General features: G+C 60.8%; 15 protein-coding genes. 7 read left to right on the top strand and 8 right to left on the bottom strand.

Annotated elements, in window-relative coordinates:
• Window positions 1–294 precede the first annotated feature (294 nt).
• From ACW9UO_RS05360 to ACW9UO_RS05340, 5 genes are all read right to left on the bottom strand, one after another.
• The gene (locus ACW9UO_RS05360; protein WP_457087953.1) at window positions 295–1,050 is read right to left on the bottom strand and encodes an ABC transporter ATP-binding protein; all 756 of its coding nucleotides are present in this window, start codon (window positions 1,048–1,050) and stop codon (window positions 295–297) included.
• 87 nt (window positions 1,051–1,137) lie between these two features.
• On the bottom strand, window positions 1,138–1,896 hold the full coding sequence (locus tag ACW9UO_RS05355) for an ABC transporter ATP-binding protein (RefSeq protein WP_457087952.1): 759 nt from the start codon (window positions 1,894–1,896) through the stop codon (window positions 1,138–1,140).
• Window positions 1,897–1,908: 12 nt separating this feature from the next.
• Window positions 1,909–3,126 (bottom strand): branched-chain amino acid ABC transporter permease, encoded by a 1,218-nt coding sequence (locus ACW9UO_RS05350; protein ID WP_457087951.1) that lies wholly within the window; start codon window positions 3,124–3,126, stop codon window positions 1,909–1,911.
• 4 nt (window positions 3,127–3,130) lie between these two features.
• Window positions 3,131–4,162 (bottom strand): branched-chain amino acid ABC transporter permease, encoded by a 1,032-nt coding sequence (locus tag ACW9UO_RS05345; RefSeq protein ID WP_457087950.1) that lies wholly within the window; start codon window positions 4,160–4,162, stop codon window positions 3,131–3,133.
• Between the two features lie 102 nt (window positions 4,163–4,264).
• A complete protein-coding gene (locus ACW9UO_RS05340) occupies window positions 4,265–5,611 on the bottom strand; it encodes a substrate-binding protein (protein WP_457087949.1) in 1,347 nt (448 codons plus the stop codon).
• 221 nt (window positions 5,612–5,832) lie between these two features.
• On the opposite strand from ACW9UO_RS05340, the gene ACW9UO_RS05335 reads away from it, so the two are divergent.
• The 4 genes from ACW9UO_RS05335 to ACW9UO_RS05320 all read left to right on the top strand — a co-directional run bounded on the left by ACW9UO_RS05335 (window position 5,833) and on the right by ACW9UO_RS05320 (window position 10,577).
• Window positions 5,833–7,146, top strand: a complete 1,314-nt coding sequence (locus tag ACW9UO_RS05335; RefSeq protein ID WP_457087948.1) for a helix-turn-helix domain-containing protein — start codon at window positions 5,833–5,835, stop codon at window positions 7,144–7,146.
• Window positions 7,147–7,237: 91 nt separating this feature from the next.
• Window positions 7,238–7,606 (top strand): response regulator transcription factor, encoded by a 369-nt coding sequence (locus tag ACW9UO_RS05330; protein WP_457087947.1) that lies wholly within the window; start codon window positions 7,238–7,240, stop codon window positions 7,604–7,606.
• Window positions 7,603–7,878, top strand: coding sequence for a hypothetical protein (locus ACW9UO_RS05325; RefSeq protein ID WP_457087946.1), 276 nt, complete (start codon window positions 7,603–7,605; stop codon window positions 7,876–7,878). The genes ACW9UO_RS05330 and ACW9UO_RS05325 overlap by 4 nt, the downstream gene beginning before the upstream one ends.
• Complete coding sequence (locus tag ACW9UO_RS05320) at window positions 7,875–10,577, top strand: ATP-binding protein (RefSeq protein ID WP_457087945.1); 2,703 nt, start codon at window positions 7,875–7,877, stop codon at window positions 10,575–10,577. The genes ACW9UO_RS05325 and ACW9UO_RS05320 overlap by 4 nt, the downstream gene beginning before the upstream one ends.
• Before the next feature lie 49 nt (window positions 10,578–10,626).
• Here ACW9UO_RS05320 and ACW9UO_RS05315 read toward each other — a convergent pair whose 3' ends face one another.
• Complete coding sequence (locus ACW9UO_RS05315; RefSeq protein WP_457087944.1) at window positions 10,627–11,058, bottom strand: protein tyrosine phosphatase family protein; 432 nt, start codon at window positions 11,056–11,058, stop codon at window positions 10,627–10,629.
• A gap of 457 nt (window positions 11,059–11,515) precedes the next feature.
• On the opposite strand from ACW9UO_RS05315, the gene ACW9UO_RS05310 reads away from it, so the two are divergent.
• Complete coding sequence (locus ACW9UO_RS05310) at window positions 11,516–11,731, top strand: hypothetical protein (RefSeq protein ID WP_457087943.1); 216 nt, start codon at window positions 11,516–11,518, stop codon at window positions 11,729–11,731.
• Window positions 11,732–11,759: 28 nt separating this feature from the next.
• Here the strand turns inward: ACW9UO_RS05310 and ACW9UO_RS05305 are convergent, their stop codons facing one another.
• Window positions 11,760–11,975, bottom strand: coding sequence for a hypothetical protein (locus ACW9UO_RS05305; RefSeq protein WP_457087942.1), 216 nt, complete (start codon window positions 11,973–11,975; stop codon window positions 11,760–11,762).
• Window positions 11,976–12,092: 117 nt separating this feature from the next.
• Between ACW9UO_RS05305 and ACW9UO_RS05300 the strand changes: the two genes are divergently transcribed.
• Together ACW9UO_RS05300 and ACW9UO_RS05295 are read left to right on the top strand one after the other, a co-directional pair.
• Window positions 12,093–12,359 (top strand): DUF2312 domain-containing protein, encoded by a 267-nt coding sequence (locus tag ACW9UO_RS05300; RefSeq protein ID WP_457087941.1) that lies wholly within the window; start codon window positions 12,093–12,095, stop codon window positions 12,357–12,359.
• Window positions 12,360–12,364: 5 nt separating this feature from the next.
• The gene (locus ACW9UO_RS05295; RefSeq protein WP_457087940.1) at window positions 12,365–12,775 is read left to right on the top strand and encodes a CopD family protein; all 411 of its coding nucleotides are present in this window, start codon (window positions 12,365–12,367) and stop codon (window positions 12,773–12,775) included.
• 48 nt (window positions 12,776–12,823) lie between these two features.
• On the opposite strand, the gene purD is transcribed toward ACW9UO_RS05295, so the two are convergent.
• Window positions 12,824–14,086, bottom strand: a complete 1,263-nt coding sequence (gene purD / locus ACW9UO_RS05290) for a phosphoribosylamine--glycine ligase (RefSeq protein ID WP_457087939.1) — start codon at window positions 14,084–14,086, stop codon at window positions 12,824–12,826.
• Window positions 14,087–14,149: the final 63 nt, after the last annotated feature.

Below are 14,149 nucleotides of genomic sequence, written 5' to 3'. Positions count from 1 at the left end.
GGTTTTTTGCGATCTCGTCCCTTGTGGACTTATAATTCACCGGAACGCCGGTGAAAAGCGATCTTGGCCGTCGCTAACACGCGCACCGGGTGGCGATAGCGCGGTTTGGCCGGAAAAAACAGGGAAATTTAGCGTAGGGGCGGGCGATTCGGCGATTTGACCGGGGCAAAGGGCCCAATTGCGCGCCTGCCAGAGGGCAATTGCAGGACGATCTGCCGCTGCACCGCCGATGGAAAAACCCGCAGGGCCGGTGGCGCTGCGGGTGATTTTAGTCGGCACTGGGCGGTGCGCGCTTTAGATCGCGAGGTATTCCGCCCGCAGTTCGGCATTTTCCAGCACCTCAGACGCCGCGCCATCAAACACGATGCCGCCGGTATCAAGGATCACCGCGCGGTCCGCGAGGTTGAGCGCGCGCACAGCGTTTTGTTCCACAAGGATGGTGGTCATGCCTTGGGATTTGATGTGCATCAGCGTTTTCTCGATCTCGTCGACGATGACCGGGGCCAGCCCTTCGTAAGGCTCATCCAGCAGCAGCACCTTGATGTCGCGGGCAAGCGCGCGGGCAATTGCCAGCATCTGTTGTTCGCCACCAGAGAGGGTCACGCCCTCCTGTTTGCGGCGTTCCCCAAGGCGGGGGAAAAGCTCGTACAGACGCTCGATCGACCAGCCGACCGGCGGTGCGATTTGGGCGAGTTGCAGGTTTTCCTCGACCGTGAGGCCGGGGATGATGCGCCGATCTTCGGGCACAAGGCCCAGGCCCGCCGCGGCGGCCTCATGGCTGGCCATTTTGTGCAGCGGCTGGTGATCGAGCCAGATTTCGCCGCGTGTCACCAAAGGCGAGCCGATCCGCGCAATCGAACGCAGGGTCGAGGTTTTGCCAGCGCCGTTGCGGCCCAAAAGCGCGAGGATTTCGCCTTCGTGGACGTTAAAGGACACGCCCTGGACGATGTAACTCTCGCCATAATAGGCGTGCATATCCCAGATCGAGAGAAAGGCCGGGGCGGTTTCGGCCATATTGGCGTTCTTGGTGAAGTCCGGTTTGATATTCATGTCTGGCGCTCCCCGTCCCGGTTTTGCTCCGGGACTTCATGGCGGTGGAGGCCCCGGACCAGGTCCGGGGCGCGATGATCTTTTCGGTCAGTCAGCACTTTCGCCCAGATAGGCTTCGCGCACCTTCGGGTGGCCCTTGATCTTGTCGGGCGTGTCCTCGACCAGCGGCGTGCCTTGGGCCAGCACGGTGATCCGGTCCGCAAGGGAAAACACCACATGCATGTCATGCTCGATGATGGCGATGGTGATGTCGCGCTCATCCTTGATCTGTTTGAGCAGATCGATGGTGTTGTTGGTATCGGCACGTGCCATGCCTGCCGTCGGCTCATCCAAGAGCAAAAGGCGGGGTTGCTGCGACAGGCACATGCCGATCTCGAGACGCCGCTTGTCACCGCGCGACATGGATGCGGCGTGCATGTGGCGTTTGTCGGCCATGTTCATTTCTTCGAGCATATGTTCGGCCTGTTCTAGTACGTCCTTTTGGGCAAAAACGTTTGAGAAAGCGTTAAGCTGGAACGATCCATCGCGTTTTGCGAACACCGGGATCATCATATTCTCCAGAACCGACAGATCGCTGAAGATTTCGGGCGTTTGGAACACGCGCGAAATGCCCATCTGACAGATTTGATAGGGGGTGCGGCCAAGCACGGACTGCCCGTCGAACATCACCGATCCGGTGTCGGGGATCAGCTTGCCGATCAGACAGTTGAGCAGGGTGGACTTGCCCGCGCCATTGGGTCCGATGATCGCGTGGCAGGAGTTTTCCACCACGCTCAGGTTTACATTGCCCAAGGCTTGCAGACCACCGAAGCGCTTGCCGACGTCTTTGACTTCAAGAATTCCCATAAGTCTCGCTCCTTATTCCGCGGCTTTGCGTTGCTGGGCGGCTTTGGCCTCGGGGCCGGTTGCCTTGGCGTCCTTGCGGCGGAACATCCGGCCAATACGCTGACCGCCTTCGACCAGACCACCGGGCAGGAAAATCACCACCAGCATGAACAGGATGCCCAGCGTCAGATGCCAGCCTTTGCCGATGAAGGGGTGGACCACGGCGACGATGAAATCCTCAAGCCCGTCGGGCATGAACGAAAACCAAGTGTGCAGCACGTTGTCGTTGATTTTCGAGAAGATATTCTCGAAATACTTGATGAAACCTGCGCCCAGAACTGGCCCGATCAGAGTGCCCGCACCGCCAAGGATGGTCATCAGAACCACTTCGCCCGAGGCGGTCCACTGCATCCGTTCGGCACCTGCAAGCGGATCCATCGAGGCCATCAGGCCGCCCGCCAGACCGGCATACATGCCTGAGATCACAAAGGCCGCGAGCGTGTAGGGCCGGGTGTTGAGGCCGGTGTAGTTCATCCGCTGCTGGTTGGATTTTACCGCCCGCAGCATCATGCCAAAGGGCGACCGGAAGATGCGCACAGCCAGATAAAACGCGATCAGCATGAAGAAAGCACAGAGGTAGTAGCCGACGTTAAAGGTAAAGCTCCACGGACCGACCACGAGGTCATAGGCCGCGCGCATCTCGATCCCCGGCAGCAGGTTTGTCACCGGGATCGAGCCATCCGCCGTGGCGGAATTGCCCAAGATACGCGGGTCATTCAGCGTCAGTTGCAGCCCGGTTTCGCCATTGGTGATCGGCGTCAGCACCGAATAGGCAAGGTTGAACGACATCTGCGCAAAGGCCAGCGTCAGGATCGAAAAGTAGATGCCAGAGCGGCGCAACGACACAAAGCCGATGAGCAGCGCGAACAGCCCCGCAACCACCACCGACAGCGCGATGGCAGGCAGCACATTCATGCCCAAAAGCTTGAACATCCAGACCGCCGAGTACGACCCCACACCCAGAAAGGCGGCGTGACCAAACGAAAGATAGCCGGTCAATCCGAACAGAATGTTAAAACCGATGGCAAAGATGCCAAAGATCACAAACCGCTGCATCAGGTCGGGATAGCCCGCGTTGAACTGGGCCATCGCTGAATCAGCCGGGAAGGGGTTGAGGATGAAGGGTGCCAGAAGGGTCATGACAGCCACGATGAACAATAGTTTGGTGTCTTTTTTGTCAAGTCCGAACATGGGCTTAGTCCTCCATCACGCCTTTGCGGCCCATAAGGCCTCGGGGGCGGGTGAGCAGAATGATAATCGCCACCACATAAATGATGATCTGGTCGATGCCGGGCAGGATCGATTTGACTTCGTTCATCGAGGCAAAGCTTTCGAGGATGCCTAAGAGGAAGCCTGCGAGCACCGCACCGGGCAGCGAGCCCATGCCGCCCACGACAACCACGACGAAGCTCAGCACCAGAAAATCCATGCCCATGTGATAGTTGGGTGAGTTGATTGGCGCGTACATCACCCCCGCAAGCCCTGCCACCGCGGCGGCGACGCCGAACATGATGGTGAAGCGCTTGTCGATGTTGATGCCCAAAAGGCCCACGGTTTCGCGGTCCGCCATGCCAGCGCGGACAACCATCCCGAAGGTGGTGAACTGCAAGAAGGCAAAGACGCCGCCGATGATGATCGCCGAGAAGGCGAAGTAGACCAAGCGCCAGTAGGGATAGATGATCGCGTTCGCCTCATACCCCAGTAGAACGCCGAAATCGAACGAGCCGCGGAACACATCCGGTGCGCCGGTCGGGATCGGGTTGGCGCCGTAGAAATACTTGATGACTTCCTGAAGCACGATAGCAAGGCCGAAGGTCACAAGGATCTGGTCGGCGTGCGGGCGCTTGTAGAAGTGCTTGATCAGCCCGCGTTCCATAATGAAACCAATGGCGATCATGATCGGGATGGCAAACAGGATGGCCAGCGGCACGGACCAGTCAATGATGGCGGCACCGGTTTCGGGGCCGAACCAACTCTCGACATAGGGCACCTTGACCTTAAGCGGATTGCCAAGAAAATCGGTCTGGGTCTCGTCGACGACCTCATAGCTTACCGACAGGATGCGCTGGACAGTGACAGCACAGAAAGCCCCAATCATAAACAGCGCGCCGTGGGCAAAGTTGACCACCCCCAGCGTGCCGAAAATTAGCGTCAGGCCCAGCGCGATCAGCGCATAAGCCGAGCCTTTGTCGAGGCCATTCAAAATTTGCAGAATGATTGCGTCCATTGTCCCACCCTTTGCGGATACATTGGTGTTTCGCCCGGCCTCTCAGGGACCGGGCGAAAGGATAAGGCGGGCAAACCTGCCCACCTTACAACATGTTGCGGTTTACGCGCCCGGGTTACAGGAGCCGAGCTGGCCGCCTGCAAACATCGGGTGATCCGGCGCATATTCGACCTGCGCGCGCGGCGTGACTTCGACCACTTCGAGAAGGTCGAACTCGGAGGTCGGGTTCTCTTTCCCGCGCACAACCAGAACGTCTTTGAAGCACTGGTGATCTTCGGCGCGGTACAGCGTTGGGCCGTTGCCGAGACCGTCAAACTCATAGCCTTCGAGCGCTTCGGCCACACCGCAGGGGTTGAACGTGCCTGCGCGCTGAACGGCGTCAGCATAAAGCAGAGTCTGCACATAGCAGGTGTGCGCGGCCTGCGACGGCGGGAAGCCGTATTTGGTGCCGAAGGATTTCACGAATGCCTTGGAGCCTTCGTCTTGCAGCGACCAGTGCCAGTTGGTCGAGCCGTGAATGCCTTTCACGTTCTCGCCCGCACCTTTCGCCATCAGACGCGAGTAGAGCGGCACAACGATTTCAAAGTTCTTACCGTTGACCTGCTTTTCACGCAGACCAAACTGAACCGCGTTGGTCAGCGAGTTCACCATGTTGCCGCCGTAGTGGTTCAGCACCAGAACATCGGCGCCCGAGTTCAAGACCGGCGCGATATACGACGAGAAGTCGGTCGCCGCGAGCGGGGTTTTCACCTTCTCGACAGTCTCCCAACCCATCGCTTCGGTGGCAGCTGCGATCGACTCTTCCTGCGTCCAGCCCCAGGTGTAGTCGGCTGTCAGGTGATAGGCTTTGCGGTCCGAGCCATAGAGCTTTTGCAGCACCGGCGCGAGGGCCGCCGCCGACATATAAGCGTTAAAGAAGTGGCGGAAACCGTTGGCTTTTTTGTCTTTGCCGGTGGTGTCGTTCGAGTGTGTCAGACCGGCCATGAAGATCACGCCTGCCTCTTGGCACAGACCCTGAACCGCAACAGCCACACCCGAGGACGACCCGCCGGTGATCATGACAGCGCCGTCTTTTTCGATCATCGATTTGGCCGATGCGCGGGCGGCGTCAGACTTGGTCTGTGTGTCGCCGGTGACGTATTCGACCTTCTTGCCGTTGATGCCGGTGCCTTCGAGCGCCTTGGACGAGAAGGTGTTCAGCATGCCGCCATCGCCGCCACCGTTCAGGTGCTCGACCGCCAGTTCATAGGCGCGCAGCTCGTCTGCGCCTTCGTCGGCGTAGGGGCCGGTTTGCGGCACGTTAAAGCCCAATGTTACGGTCGAGCCGGACGGCGCGTTGGTATAACCTGCGTGGCTGGCGGCGGTCAGGATGGTGGGCAAAGCCAGACCACCCGCGGTCACTGCGCCGGTGCGCAGCACGCCGCGACGCGTGAAATTCGATTTGGACATGGTAATCCTCCCGTTTCATGTTGTCGTGCCCCCGGATTTCCTCCCGCCGGTGACACGCGCACTTTTCGTGCAAATACATTATCGTGACAGTTGGGAAAATTTCGCAACAAGGGCTTTCGAACAATGCATTTTTTTGTAAAGAAATGGACTATGCAGTAGCGGAAACTGTAAAGAAGTTATTCTGCAACGCAGAACGACCCTGAAACTAACCGAGAAAAGCCATGCCCCGCGACACTCTGACAGGCACCCGTATCCGCGAAAGACGCATGGCGTTGCGGCTCAAACAATCAGAGCTTGCGCAGGCGGCGGATATTTCCGCGTCTTACCTTAACCTGATCGAGCACAATCGGCGCAGAATCGGCGGAAAACTGCTGTTGTCGATTGCCCGCATTCTGGACGTCGAACCCTCGGCGCTGGTCGAGGGGGCCGAGGTGGCTTTGCTCTCGGCCCTGCGTGAGGCGGCGGCGGCGCGGCCCGACGTCAAGACCGAGCTGGACCGCATCGATGAGTTTGCCGGGCGGTTTCCCGGTTGGGCCGCGCTCTTGGCCAACAATCGCAAACGGATTGATGCGCTGGAACGCACGGTCGAAACCCTGACCGACCGGCTGACCCACGACCCGCATCTTGCCGCCTCTCTGCATGATATGCTGTCGACTGTGACATCGATCCGCTCGACCGCTGGCATTCTGGCAGAGTCCGATGACATCGAGCCGGAATGGCGCGACCGGTTCCACCGCAACATCAACGAAGATGCCCGCCGGCTGGCCGAAAGCAGCACCTCGCTGGTGCGCTATTTGGATTCGGCGGATTCCGAGGCCAACCTGACCTCGCCCCAAGAAGAGGTAGAGGCGTTTCTGGAGGAGAACGGCTATCGCTTTCCACAGTTAGAGGAGTCGGCGCAGACCGTTGACGAGATTGTCGATGGATCAGACGCGCTGACGATGGCCGCCTCGCGCGATACCATCCGCCGCTACCTCCGGCGCTATGCGCGCGATGTTGGGCGTATTCCGCAGAACCAGCTGCGCGAATATGTGGCCGCGCGCGGGTTTGACCCTGCCGGTCTGGCGCGGGCGTTTGATGCGCCGCTGGGCTCGGCGTTGCACCGCATGGCCACCTTGCCCGCCGAGGCCGGGGCGGGGCCGCTGGGGCTGGTGATCTGCGATGCTTCGGGCACCTTGCTGTTTCGCAAACCGCTGGATGAATTCCCGCTGCCGCGCTTTGGTGGGGCCTGCGCGCTGTGGCCGTTGTTCACCGCGCTGACCCGCCCGGCCCAGCCCGTATACCGCATGGTCGAGCAGTCCGCCCGCGAGGCGCGCCGCTTCGAGACCTTCTCGATTGCCGAGTTGACCGGCGGCATGCGCTTTGGCGATGTGGCCCGGATCGAGGCGGTGATGCTGTTCCGCCCGTCGTTTGATGGCAAGGCCGAAGAGATGACCGGCCATGCGCCGGTGCCGGTGGGCGTTTCGTGCCGGATTTGCACGCGAACCGAGTGCAGCGCGCGCCGGGAACCCTCGGTTCTGACAGAAGGGCTGTAAAAATGCCGAAGCCTTTTGACTCGCCCGGCAAAAGCGCGGATAACCGTTAAGCTAATATTATTGCTTAACGTGGACTTGGGAGGGGCGCGTGATGGGCAAACGGGTCCTTGTGATCGAAGATGAGCAAAACATCATTGAAGCCATCAGTTTTTTCCTGTCGCGCGACGGCTGGGAGGTTTTCACCCATTGCAACGGTCACGACGCGCTTGACGCGGTGGTGCGGCGCGCGCCGGATCTGTTGATCCTTGATGTGATGCTGCCGGGGAAATCCGGCTATGAAATTCTGCGCGAACTGCGGGCCTGCACCGAATGGGCCAACCTGCCGGTGCTGATTCTGACGGCGCGCGGCCAAAGCAAAGACCGCGAGATGGCGGCGGCGGCGGGGGCGAGCCGGTTCATGGCCAAGCCGTTCTCCAACGCCGAAATCCTTGATGCGGTGCGCGAACTGGCCGAGGCATGACCGAGCGGCGGCGGCATCTGTTTGTCGAGCGTCAAACCTATCGGCGCCGTCGGCTTCAGGATGCGGCGCGGTTCTTGCCGGTGCTGGGTATCGTGTTGATATTGGTGCCGCTTTTGTGGGCAGAGGGCCCCGACGGCGTGTCGATGTCAGGCGCGATCCGCTATCTGTTCATCCTTTGGGCGGCGCTGGTGGCGGCGGCTTTGGTGCTCTCGCTGTACCTGCGCGAAGACCATCCCGGCCCCGACGATGAGCCACCGGAAGGCGGGGCATGACCACCGTAAACCTGCTGATTCTGGTCTGTATGGCCTATGTCGCCTTCCTGTTTCTGGTGGCCTTTGTCGCCGAACGCAGTGCGATGCGGGGGCGGGGCAGGTGGCTGCGCTCGCCGATGGTCTATACCCTGTCGCTGTCGATTTATTGCACCGCCTGGACGTTTTACGGCGCAGTTGGCTATGCCGCGCGCTCGGGACTGGAATACATCACCATCTACCTTGGCCCGACGATTGTCATGGTCGGCTGGTGGTGGGTGTTGCGCAAGCTGGTGCGGGTCGGGCGGGCGCAGCGGGTCACGTCGATTGCCGATCTGATCTCATCGCGGTTTGGCAAATCGAACCTGCTGGCCGTTGGGGTCACAATCCTCGCCGTGGTCGGCACCACGCCGTATATTGCGCTGCAATTGCAGTCGGTTACGCTGTCGTTTGCAAGCTTTGCCGATGCGGTCGGCCAGCCCGGTGCGGGCGATGGCGCGCGCACCAGCACGGCGCTTTGGGTCGCAGTGGGGTTGGCGCTGTTCACCGTGTTGTTCGGCACGCGCAATCTTGACGCCAACGAACGCCACCACGGTGTTGTCATGGCCATCGCGGTCGAGGCGGTGGTCAAGCTGATGGCGGCGCTGGCGGTTGGCATTTTCGTCGTCTGGGGGCTGTCGGGCGGGGTGAGCGAGACTTTTGCCCGCATCGACGCCTCGCAGATCGGCCATTGGCAGATGGACGGCGGCCGCTGGGCCGGGCTGACCTTTCTGTCGGCGGCGGCCTTCCTGTGCCTGCCGCGGATGTTTCAGGTGATGGTGGTGGAAAACGCCGACGAGTTGCATCTGCGCACCGCGTCTTGGGCGTTTCCGCTTTATTTGCTGCTGATCAGCATGTTTGTCGTGCCGATCGCGGTGATGGGGCTCGAACGTTTACCAAATGGTAACCCCGATCTGTTCATGCTGACCCTGCCTTTGGCCGAAGGGCAGACAGCGCTGGCGATCTTCTCGTTTCTGGGCGGCTTTTCGTCGGCGACCTCGATGGTGATTGTGGCGGCGTTGGCGCTGGCGACGATGGTGTCGAACCATATGGTGATGCCGCTTTGGCTGCGCTGGACTGGCGGGCGGCGCGCCAGCGTGTCGGGCGATGTGCGTCATGTGGTGCTGTTGTCGCGGCGGATCTCGATCGCGGGGGTCGTGCTGCTTGGTTATGTTTATTACCGCATCTCTGGCGGTGGCACAGCGCTGGCCTCGATTGGATTGGTCAGCTTTGCCGGGGTGGCGCAGGTCTTGCCGGTGATGATCGGTGGGCTGTACTGGCGCGGTGCAACCCGGATCGGGGCACTGGCCGGATTGACTGTGGGCTTTGGCCTGTGGGGCTATTCGCTGTTCCTGCCCAGCCTTGGGGCCGGGGTGATCATCTCGCAGAACCTGCTCGACACCGGGTTTCTTGGGCTGGCTTGGCTGCGCCCGCAGGCGCTGTTTGGGATCGAGGGAATCGATCCGCTGGTCCATGCGGTGTTCTGGAGCCTGTTGCTGAATGCGCTGGTGTTTATGGCGGTGTCGCTGGCCACCTTCCCAACCCCGATGGAGCGGTTGCAGGGCGCGCAATTTGTCAATGTTCTCAATCAGGCAGGCAGCGCGCGCAGCTGGTCGGCGGGGGCGGCACAGGCCGAAGACCTCATGGTTATGGCGCAGCGTATTTTGGGCGCGCGCGAGGCGCAGGCCTTCTTTCGCCAACAGGCGGTGGTGCAGGCGGGGCGGGCCGAGCGGGCCGGGGATCTGCCCGATCCAACGCCGGATTTCCTGCAACGTCTGGAGCGTGAATTAAGCGGGTCGGTCGGGGCCGCGACCGCGCATGCGATGGTGGCGCAGATTGTCGGCGGGGCCAGCGTTTCGGTGCATGAGCTGCTGGCCGTGGCCGATGAAACCGCGCAGATGATCGAATATTCCGACCGTCTTGAGGCGCAATCGCGCGAATTGGCCGCAACAGCCGAGAAATTGCGCGAAGCGAACGACAAGCTCACCCGGCTGTCGGTGCAAAAGGATGCCTTTCTCAGCCAGATCAGCCACGAATTGCGCACGCCAATGACCTCGATCCGGGCGTTTTCCGAGATCTTGCGCGACACCGCCGATGTCTCGGCGGAGGAGAAACAGAAGTATTCCTCGATTATTCACGACGAATCTGTGCGCCTGACCCGGCTGCTTGATGATCTGCTGGATCTGAGCGTCTTGGAAAATGGGCAGGTCAATCTTAACATTCGCCAAGGCACGCTGGCCGAGGCTTTGGACCGGGCGATTTCGTCGGCGGCGGTGGGCGAGGATGGCACCGGCTTGCGGGTTCTGCGCGATCCGGCGGCGGAAAACATCGCGCTTACAACTGATTTGGACCGGCTCGGGCAGGTGTTCATCAACCTGATCGCCAATGCCCGCAAGTATTGCGACGCCGACGCGCCGGAGCTGACGATCACCGCAAGGCCGCTGTCCGGGGGGCGTGTGCAGGTCGATTTTATCGACAACGGCAGCGGCATCCCGATTGAGGCGCGCGATCTGATTTTTGAGAAATTCGCCCGTGTCAGTCCGCAAAGGGCCGGGGGCGCCGGGCTTGGCCTGTCGATCTGTCGGCAGATTATGGAGCGGTTGGGCGGCGAGATCAATTATATCCCGAGCGACACCCAAGCGCATTTCCGTGCGAAATTTCCAGCGTCGCGCAGCCTAGAGTAAAGCGTCGCTGGGAAGGGATGGCCGCGAACGTATCCGCAGCCAAATTGGCCTAGCCTTGGCGGATGATGTCCAATTGCGGGCGCAAACCGTCCAGCGCATAGCCCGCGGCGGCGGCGTGGCCGAGAATGTCATCCGTGCTCATGGTGCCCTCGGTGGCCTGCGCCAACGACCAGATCACCGTGCAGCGCGTGCCCGAGGCGCAATAGGCCAGAACCGGCCCGCCAGCCTCGGCGACGATGGCATTTTGACGCGCCACATTTTCGGGCGTCATGGTTAGATGGGTCAGCGGCAGGGTGTGAAAGGCAAGGCCCTGCGCCTCAGCCACCGCACCGACGGCGGCGGCCTGAATGCCGGGCGGCACCTCTGCGTCGGGACGGTTACAGATGATCGCCGTAAAACCCGCAGCCGCGATGGCCGCGATGTCTTCGGGGGTGATCTGGGGAGAGACGTGATAGCTCTCGTTGATGTGCCTGATATCCATGCGCCTGTTTTATGTCGCCGCGTTAAGGCTGTCTAGTCGCGCTCTTACGGTCAGGCCCGCAAACATGCGGGCCAGCTTCGCGGCCAGCAACAGGCAGAGGCGCAAATGGCCGAGGCGGTGGTCGGACTGTGGCGCAGCACCGACAGCCCCCAAATCGAATCCGGGTCCACACGCGCAAATCCCTCGGTTGCCGGAGGGCCAGCCAGGCGCGTGGACAGCCACATATTGCGCGGTCGGTTCTGATCTTCGGAATGTGTAGCCCCGCAGATCACGAGAATTTGCGCGGAACCGTTCACATTTTGATGTCGGTCAAGGCAGTAGCCCGCTGAGTGCATAGTCTATCGGCAGGAAATGGCCAAAATTATTGCAGAAAGGTAATATGCAACCATAGCCTGTAAAAAATGCGTCACACGAATCTGCAAGAGTGCTACTAAGGTAGCATAGCGGGAGGAAACTAATGACCAACACTCAATTCAAAATCTTGTTCGATGACATCGAATCGCAGATTGCGGCCAGTGGCCGGCGGGACCGGGATGTGCTGCGCCAACATCTGCGGACGCTGCAGCAAAAGGCCGCTTCTCAAGGGTATCGCGGATACCATCCGGGCTCTCGGCCCGAACAGGACCGGATCGACGATGACGTCGAGGCTCAGTTCGACAATTTGCCGATCTGACAACTGCTTAGCCACACAACGGTGGGGATCAGCCCAGCGAGATCCCCACAATCACCATCATCAATCCGAGGACCGACAAGAACAACGCTGCGAGGTTTCTCGGCAAGACACGCTGCATCACCCCGCGCATGGCCTCATCGCCAAGCGCGGATTTTTTGGCGCGTGCGACGGTGACGATGCACCAGACCAGCCCAAGCAACCCCACACACGACAGCGCCGCGCCGCTCCAGATCAGCCAGTCCATGTTCATTCTCCTGCATAGGTCCGCGCGTTCGGTAATTGAAGCGGCGCAGCATCGCAAGGGTCTTGCAGCCCGCGCGCAGCAAAGCTAGCAACGTTCACAAAACGGCAGGAGAGCACAATGGACGTGACCGACAACGAAATTCCCGACAGCTACAAGGTAACCGCAGGCGAGTTGCGCCAGTTTATCGAGCGGTTCGAACGGCTCGATCAGGAAAAGAAAGACATCGCCGAACAGCAAAAAGAGGTGATGGCCGAGGCCAAGGGGCGTGGCTACGACGTCAAAGTCCTTCGCAAAATCATTGCGTTGCGCAAGCGTGACAAGGACGACATCGCCGAAGAAGAGGCCGTGTTGGAGATGTACATGGAAGCGCTGGGCATGTCCTGATCGCCGTGGATTGGGTCAAGATCATCCATCTGCTCTGCGTTATGGGCTGGATGACGTCGATCTTTGCGGTCCCCCGCGCGCTGATCTACTGGAAGCGCGAATGGGCGCGACTGGGAGAATTCGGCCCGTTGGGGGATCTGACCCATCGGCTGTATCGATTTTCCGCCGGTCTAGGGGTGATTGCCCTGATCACCGGGCTTTGGTTGGGCTGGCACTGGGACTTCGCGCCTTGGGTCTGGCTCAAACTGGCGCTGGTGGCGGCCCTTGCCGGTCATTACGTGATGACCGGTTTCATGGTTGCCCGCGCGCGCGGCGGCGAGTTCCGCGAGAGCGATATGTTCCTACGGATTTTCAATGAGATCAGCGTGTTGGGTGTGATCGCGGTGCTTTGGGTTGTGGTGGTCAAGCCGTTCTGAACGACCGACTTGATGCCACGCGGACTGATGCCACCCAAACCGGCGCGCTTAAAGCGCGCGCCAGCCGATGTCTTTGCGGTAAAACCCCTCGGGCCAGTCGATGGCTTCGACCATTTTATAGGCCCGCTCGCGCGCCTCTTGCAGGGTGGCCCCACGCGCGGTGACATTCAAAACCCGACCGCCACTTGAGGTGATCGCCCCATCCTTGGCGGTTGTGCCCGCGTGGAACACCATGTTGCTGCTGTCCTCAGGAAGCGCATCCAGCCCCTTGATCACGCTGCCTTTTTCGTAGCTGCCCGGATAGCCGTTGGCCGCCATGACCACGGTGATCGCATGATCGTCGGCCCAAGTCACCTGCGCCGTGTCCAGCCGTTCCTCGGCCGCAGCGTGCAGCAGATCGAGCGCCTGCGCGCCAAGCCGCAGCATCAGAACCTGACACTCCGGATCGCCAAAGCGGGCATTGTATTCCACCAGACGCGCGCGCCCATCCTTGATCATCAAACCAACATAGAGCACGCCCTGATACGGCGTTCCGCGATTGGCCATCTCGGCCAGGGTCGGCTTAACAATCTCGTCGAGCGCTTGCTGGGCAATGGCATCGCTGAGCACCGGGGCGGGGGAATAGGCCCCCATTCCGCCAGTATTCGGCCCGGTATCGCCCTCGCCAACGCGCTTGTGATCTTGCGCCGTGCCAATCGGCAGGGCGGTTTTGCCATCACACAGCACGAAAAAGCTCGCCTCTTCGCCGTCCATGAATTCCTCGATCACGACCTCGGCGCCCGCCGCACCAAAGGTGCCGCCGAACATGTCGTCAATCGCGTCGAGCGCGGTTTGTTCGTCCATCGCGACGATCACGCCTTTGCCCGCGGCCAACCCGTCGGCCTTAACCACAATCGGCGCGCCCTCGGCCCGGATATGGGCCTTTGCGGCCTCGGCATCGGTGAAATGGCCGTAGGCGGCGGTGGGGGCCTTGGCGGCGTCGCAGATTTCCTTGGTAAAGGCTTTCGAGGCTTCTAACCGCGCCGCCTCTTTCGAGGGGCCGAACACCAACAGCCCGGCGTCGCGCAGACGATCGGCGACACCGGCGGCCAAAGGTGCCTCTGGCCCGATGATCACAAAGTCGATGGTTTCCGCCTCTGCAAGCGCCAGCACAGCGCCCGCATCCTCGATGTTAACCTTGGCGCAGGGGGCGATCTGGGCGATCCCGGCGTTGCCCGGTGCCACGATCAGCTTGTCACACTTGGGATTTTGCAGTGCCGCCCAGGCAAGACTGTGTTCCCGCCCGCCGCTGCCGAGGATGAGGATATTCATGTGCGCTCTCCGCTTGGCCTTTGTCTCGGCGCGTTTTAGGGTCCGATCCAATCAGATACAAGC

The sequence above is a fragment of the Marinovum sedimenti genome (assembly GCF_054052205.1).
The sequence above is the reverse complement of the archived record's forward strand: the minus strand, read 5'-3'. Positions and strand labels throughout refer to the sequence as shown.

What these genes read in the sequence shown, in the direction of transcription:
- ACW9UO_RS05360 (WP_457087953.1), bottom strand. Translation starts at nt 1,050, where the DNA reads ATGAATATCAAACCGGACTTCACCAAGAACGCCAATATGGCCGAAACC.
- ACW9UO_RS05355 (WP_457087952.1), bottom strand. Translation starts at nt 1,896, where the DNA reads ATGGGAATTCTTGAAGTCAAAGACGTCGGCAAGCGCTTCGGTGGTCTG.
- ACW9UO_RS05350 (WP_457087951.1), bottom strand. Translation starts at nt 3,126, where the DNA reads ATGTTCGGACTTGACAAAAAAGACACCAAACTATTGTTCATCGTGGCT.
- ACW9UO_RS05345 (WP_457087950.1), bottom strand. Translation starts at nt 4,162, where the DNA reads ATGGACGCAATCATTCTGCAAATTTTGAATGGCCTCGACAAAGGCTCG.
- ACW9UO_RS05340 (WP_457087949.1), bottom strand. Translation starts at nt 5,611, where the DNA reads ATGTCCAAATCGAATTTCACGCGTCGCGGCGTGCTGCGCACCGGCGCA.
- ACW9UO_RS05335 (WP_457087948.1), top strand. Translation starts at nt 5,833, where the DNA reads ATGCCCCGCGACACTCTGACAGGCACCCGTATCCGCGAAAGACGCATG.
- ACW9UO_RS05330 (WP_457087947.1), top strand. Translation starts at nt 7,238, where the DNA reads ATGGGCAAACGGGTCCTTGTGATCGAAGATGAGCAAAACATCATTGAA.
- ACW9UO_RS05325 (WP_457087946.1), top strand. Translation starts at nt 7,603, where the DNA reads ATGACCGAGCGGCGGCGGCATCTGTTTGTCGAGCGTCAAACCTATCGG.
- ACW9UO_RS05320 (WP_457087945.1), top strand. Translation starts at nt 7,875, where the DNA reads ATGACCACCGTAAACCTGCTGATTCTGGTCTGTATGGCCTATGTCGCC.
- ACW9UO_RS05315 (WP_457087944.1), bottom strand. Translation starts at nt 11,058, where the DNA reads ATGGATATCAGGCACATCAACGAGAGCTATCACGTCTCTCCCCAGATC.
- ACW9UO_RS05310 (WP_457087943.1), top strand. Translation starts at nt 11,516, where the DNA reads ATGACCAACACTCAATTCAAAATCTTGTTCGATGACATCGAATCGCAG.
- ACW9UO_RS05305 (WP_457087942.1), bottom strand. Translation starts at nt 11,975, where the DNA reads ATGGACTGGCTGATCTGGAGCGGCGCGGCGCTGTCGTGTGTGGGGTTG.
- ACW9UO_RS05300 (WP_457087941.1), top strand. Translation starts at nt 12,093, where the DNA reads ATGGACGTGACCGACAACGAAATTCCCGACAGCTACAAGGTAACCGCA.
- purD (WP_457087939.1), bottom strand. Translation starts at nt 14,086, where the DNA reads ATGAATATCCTCATCCTCGGCAGCGGCGGGCGGGAACACAGTCTTGCC.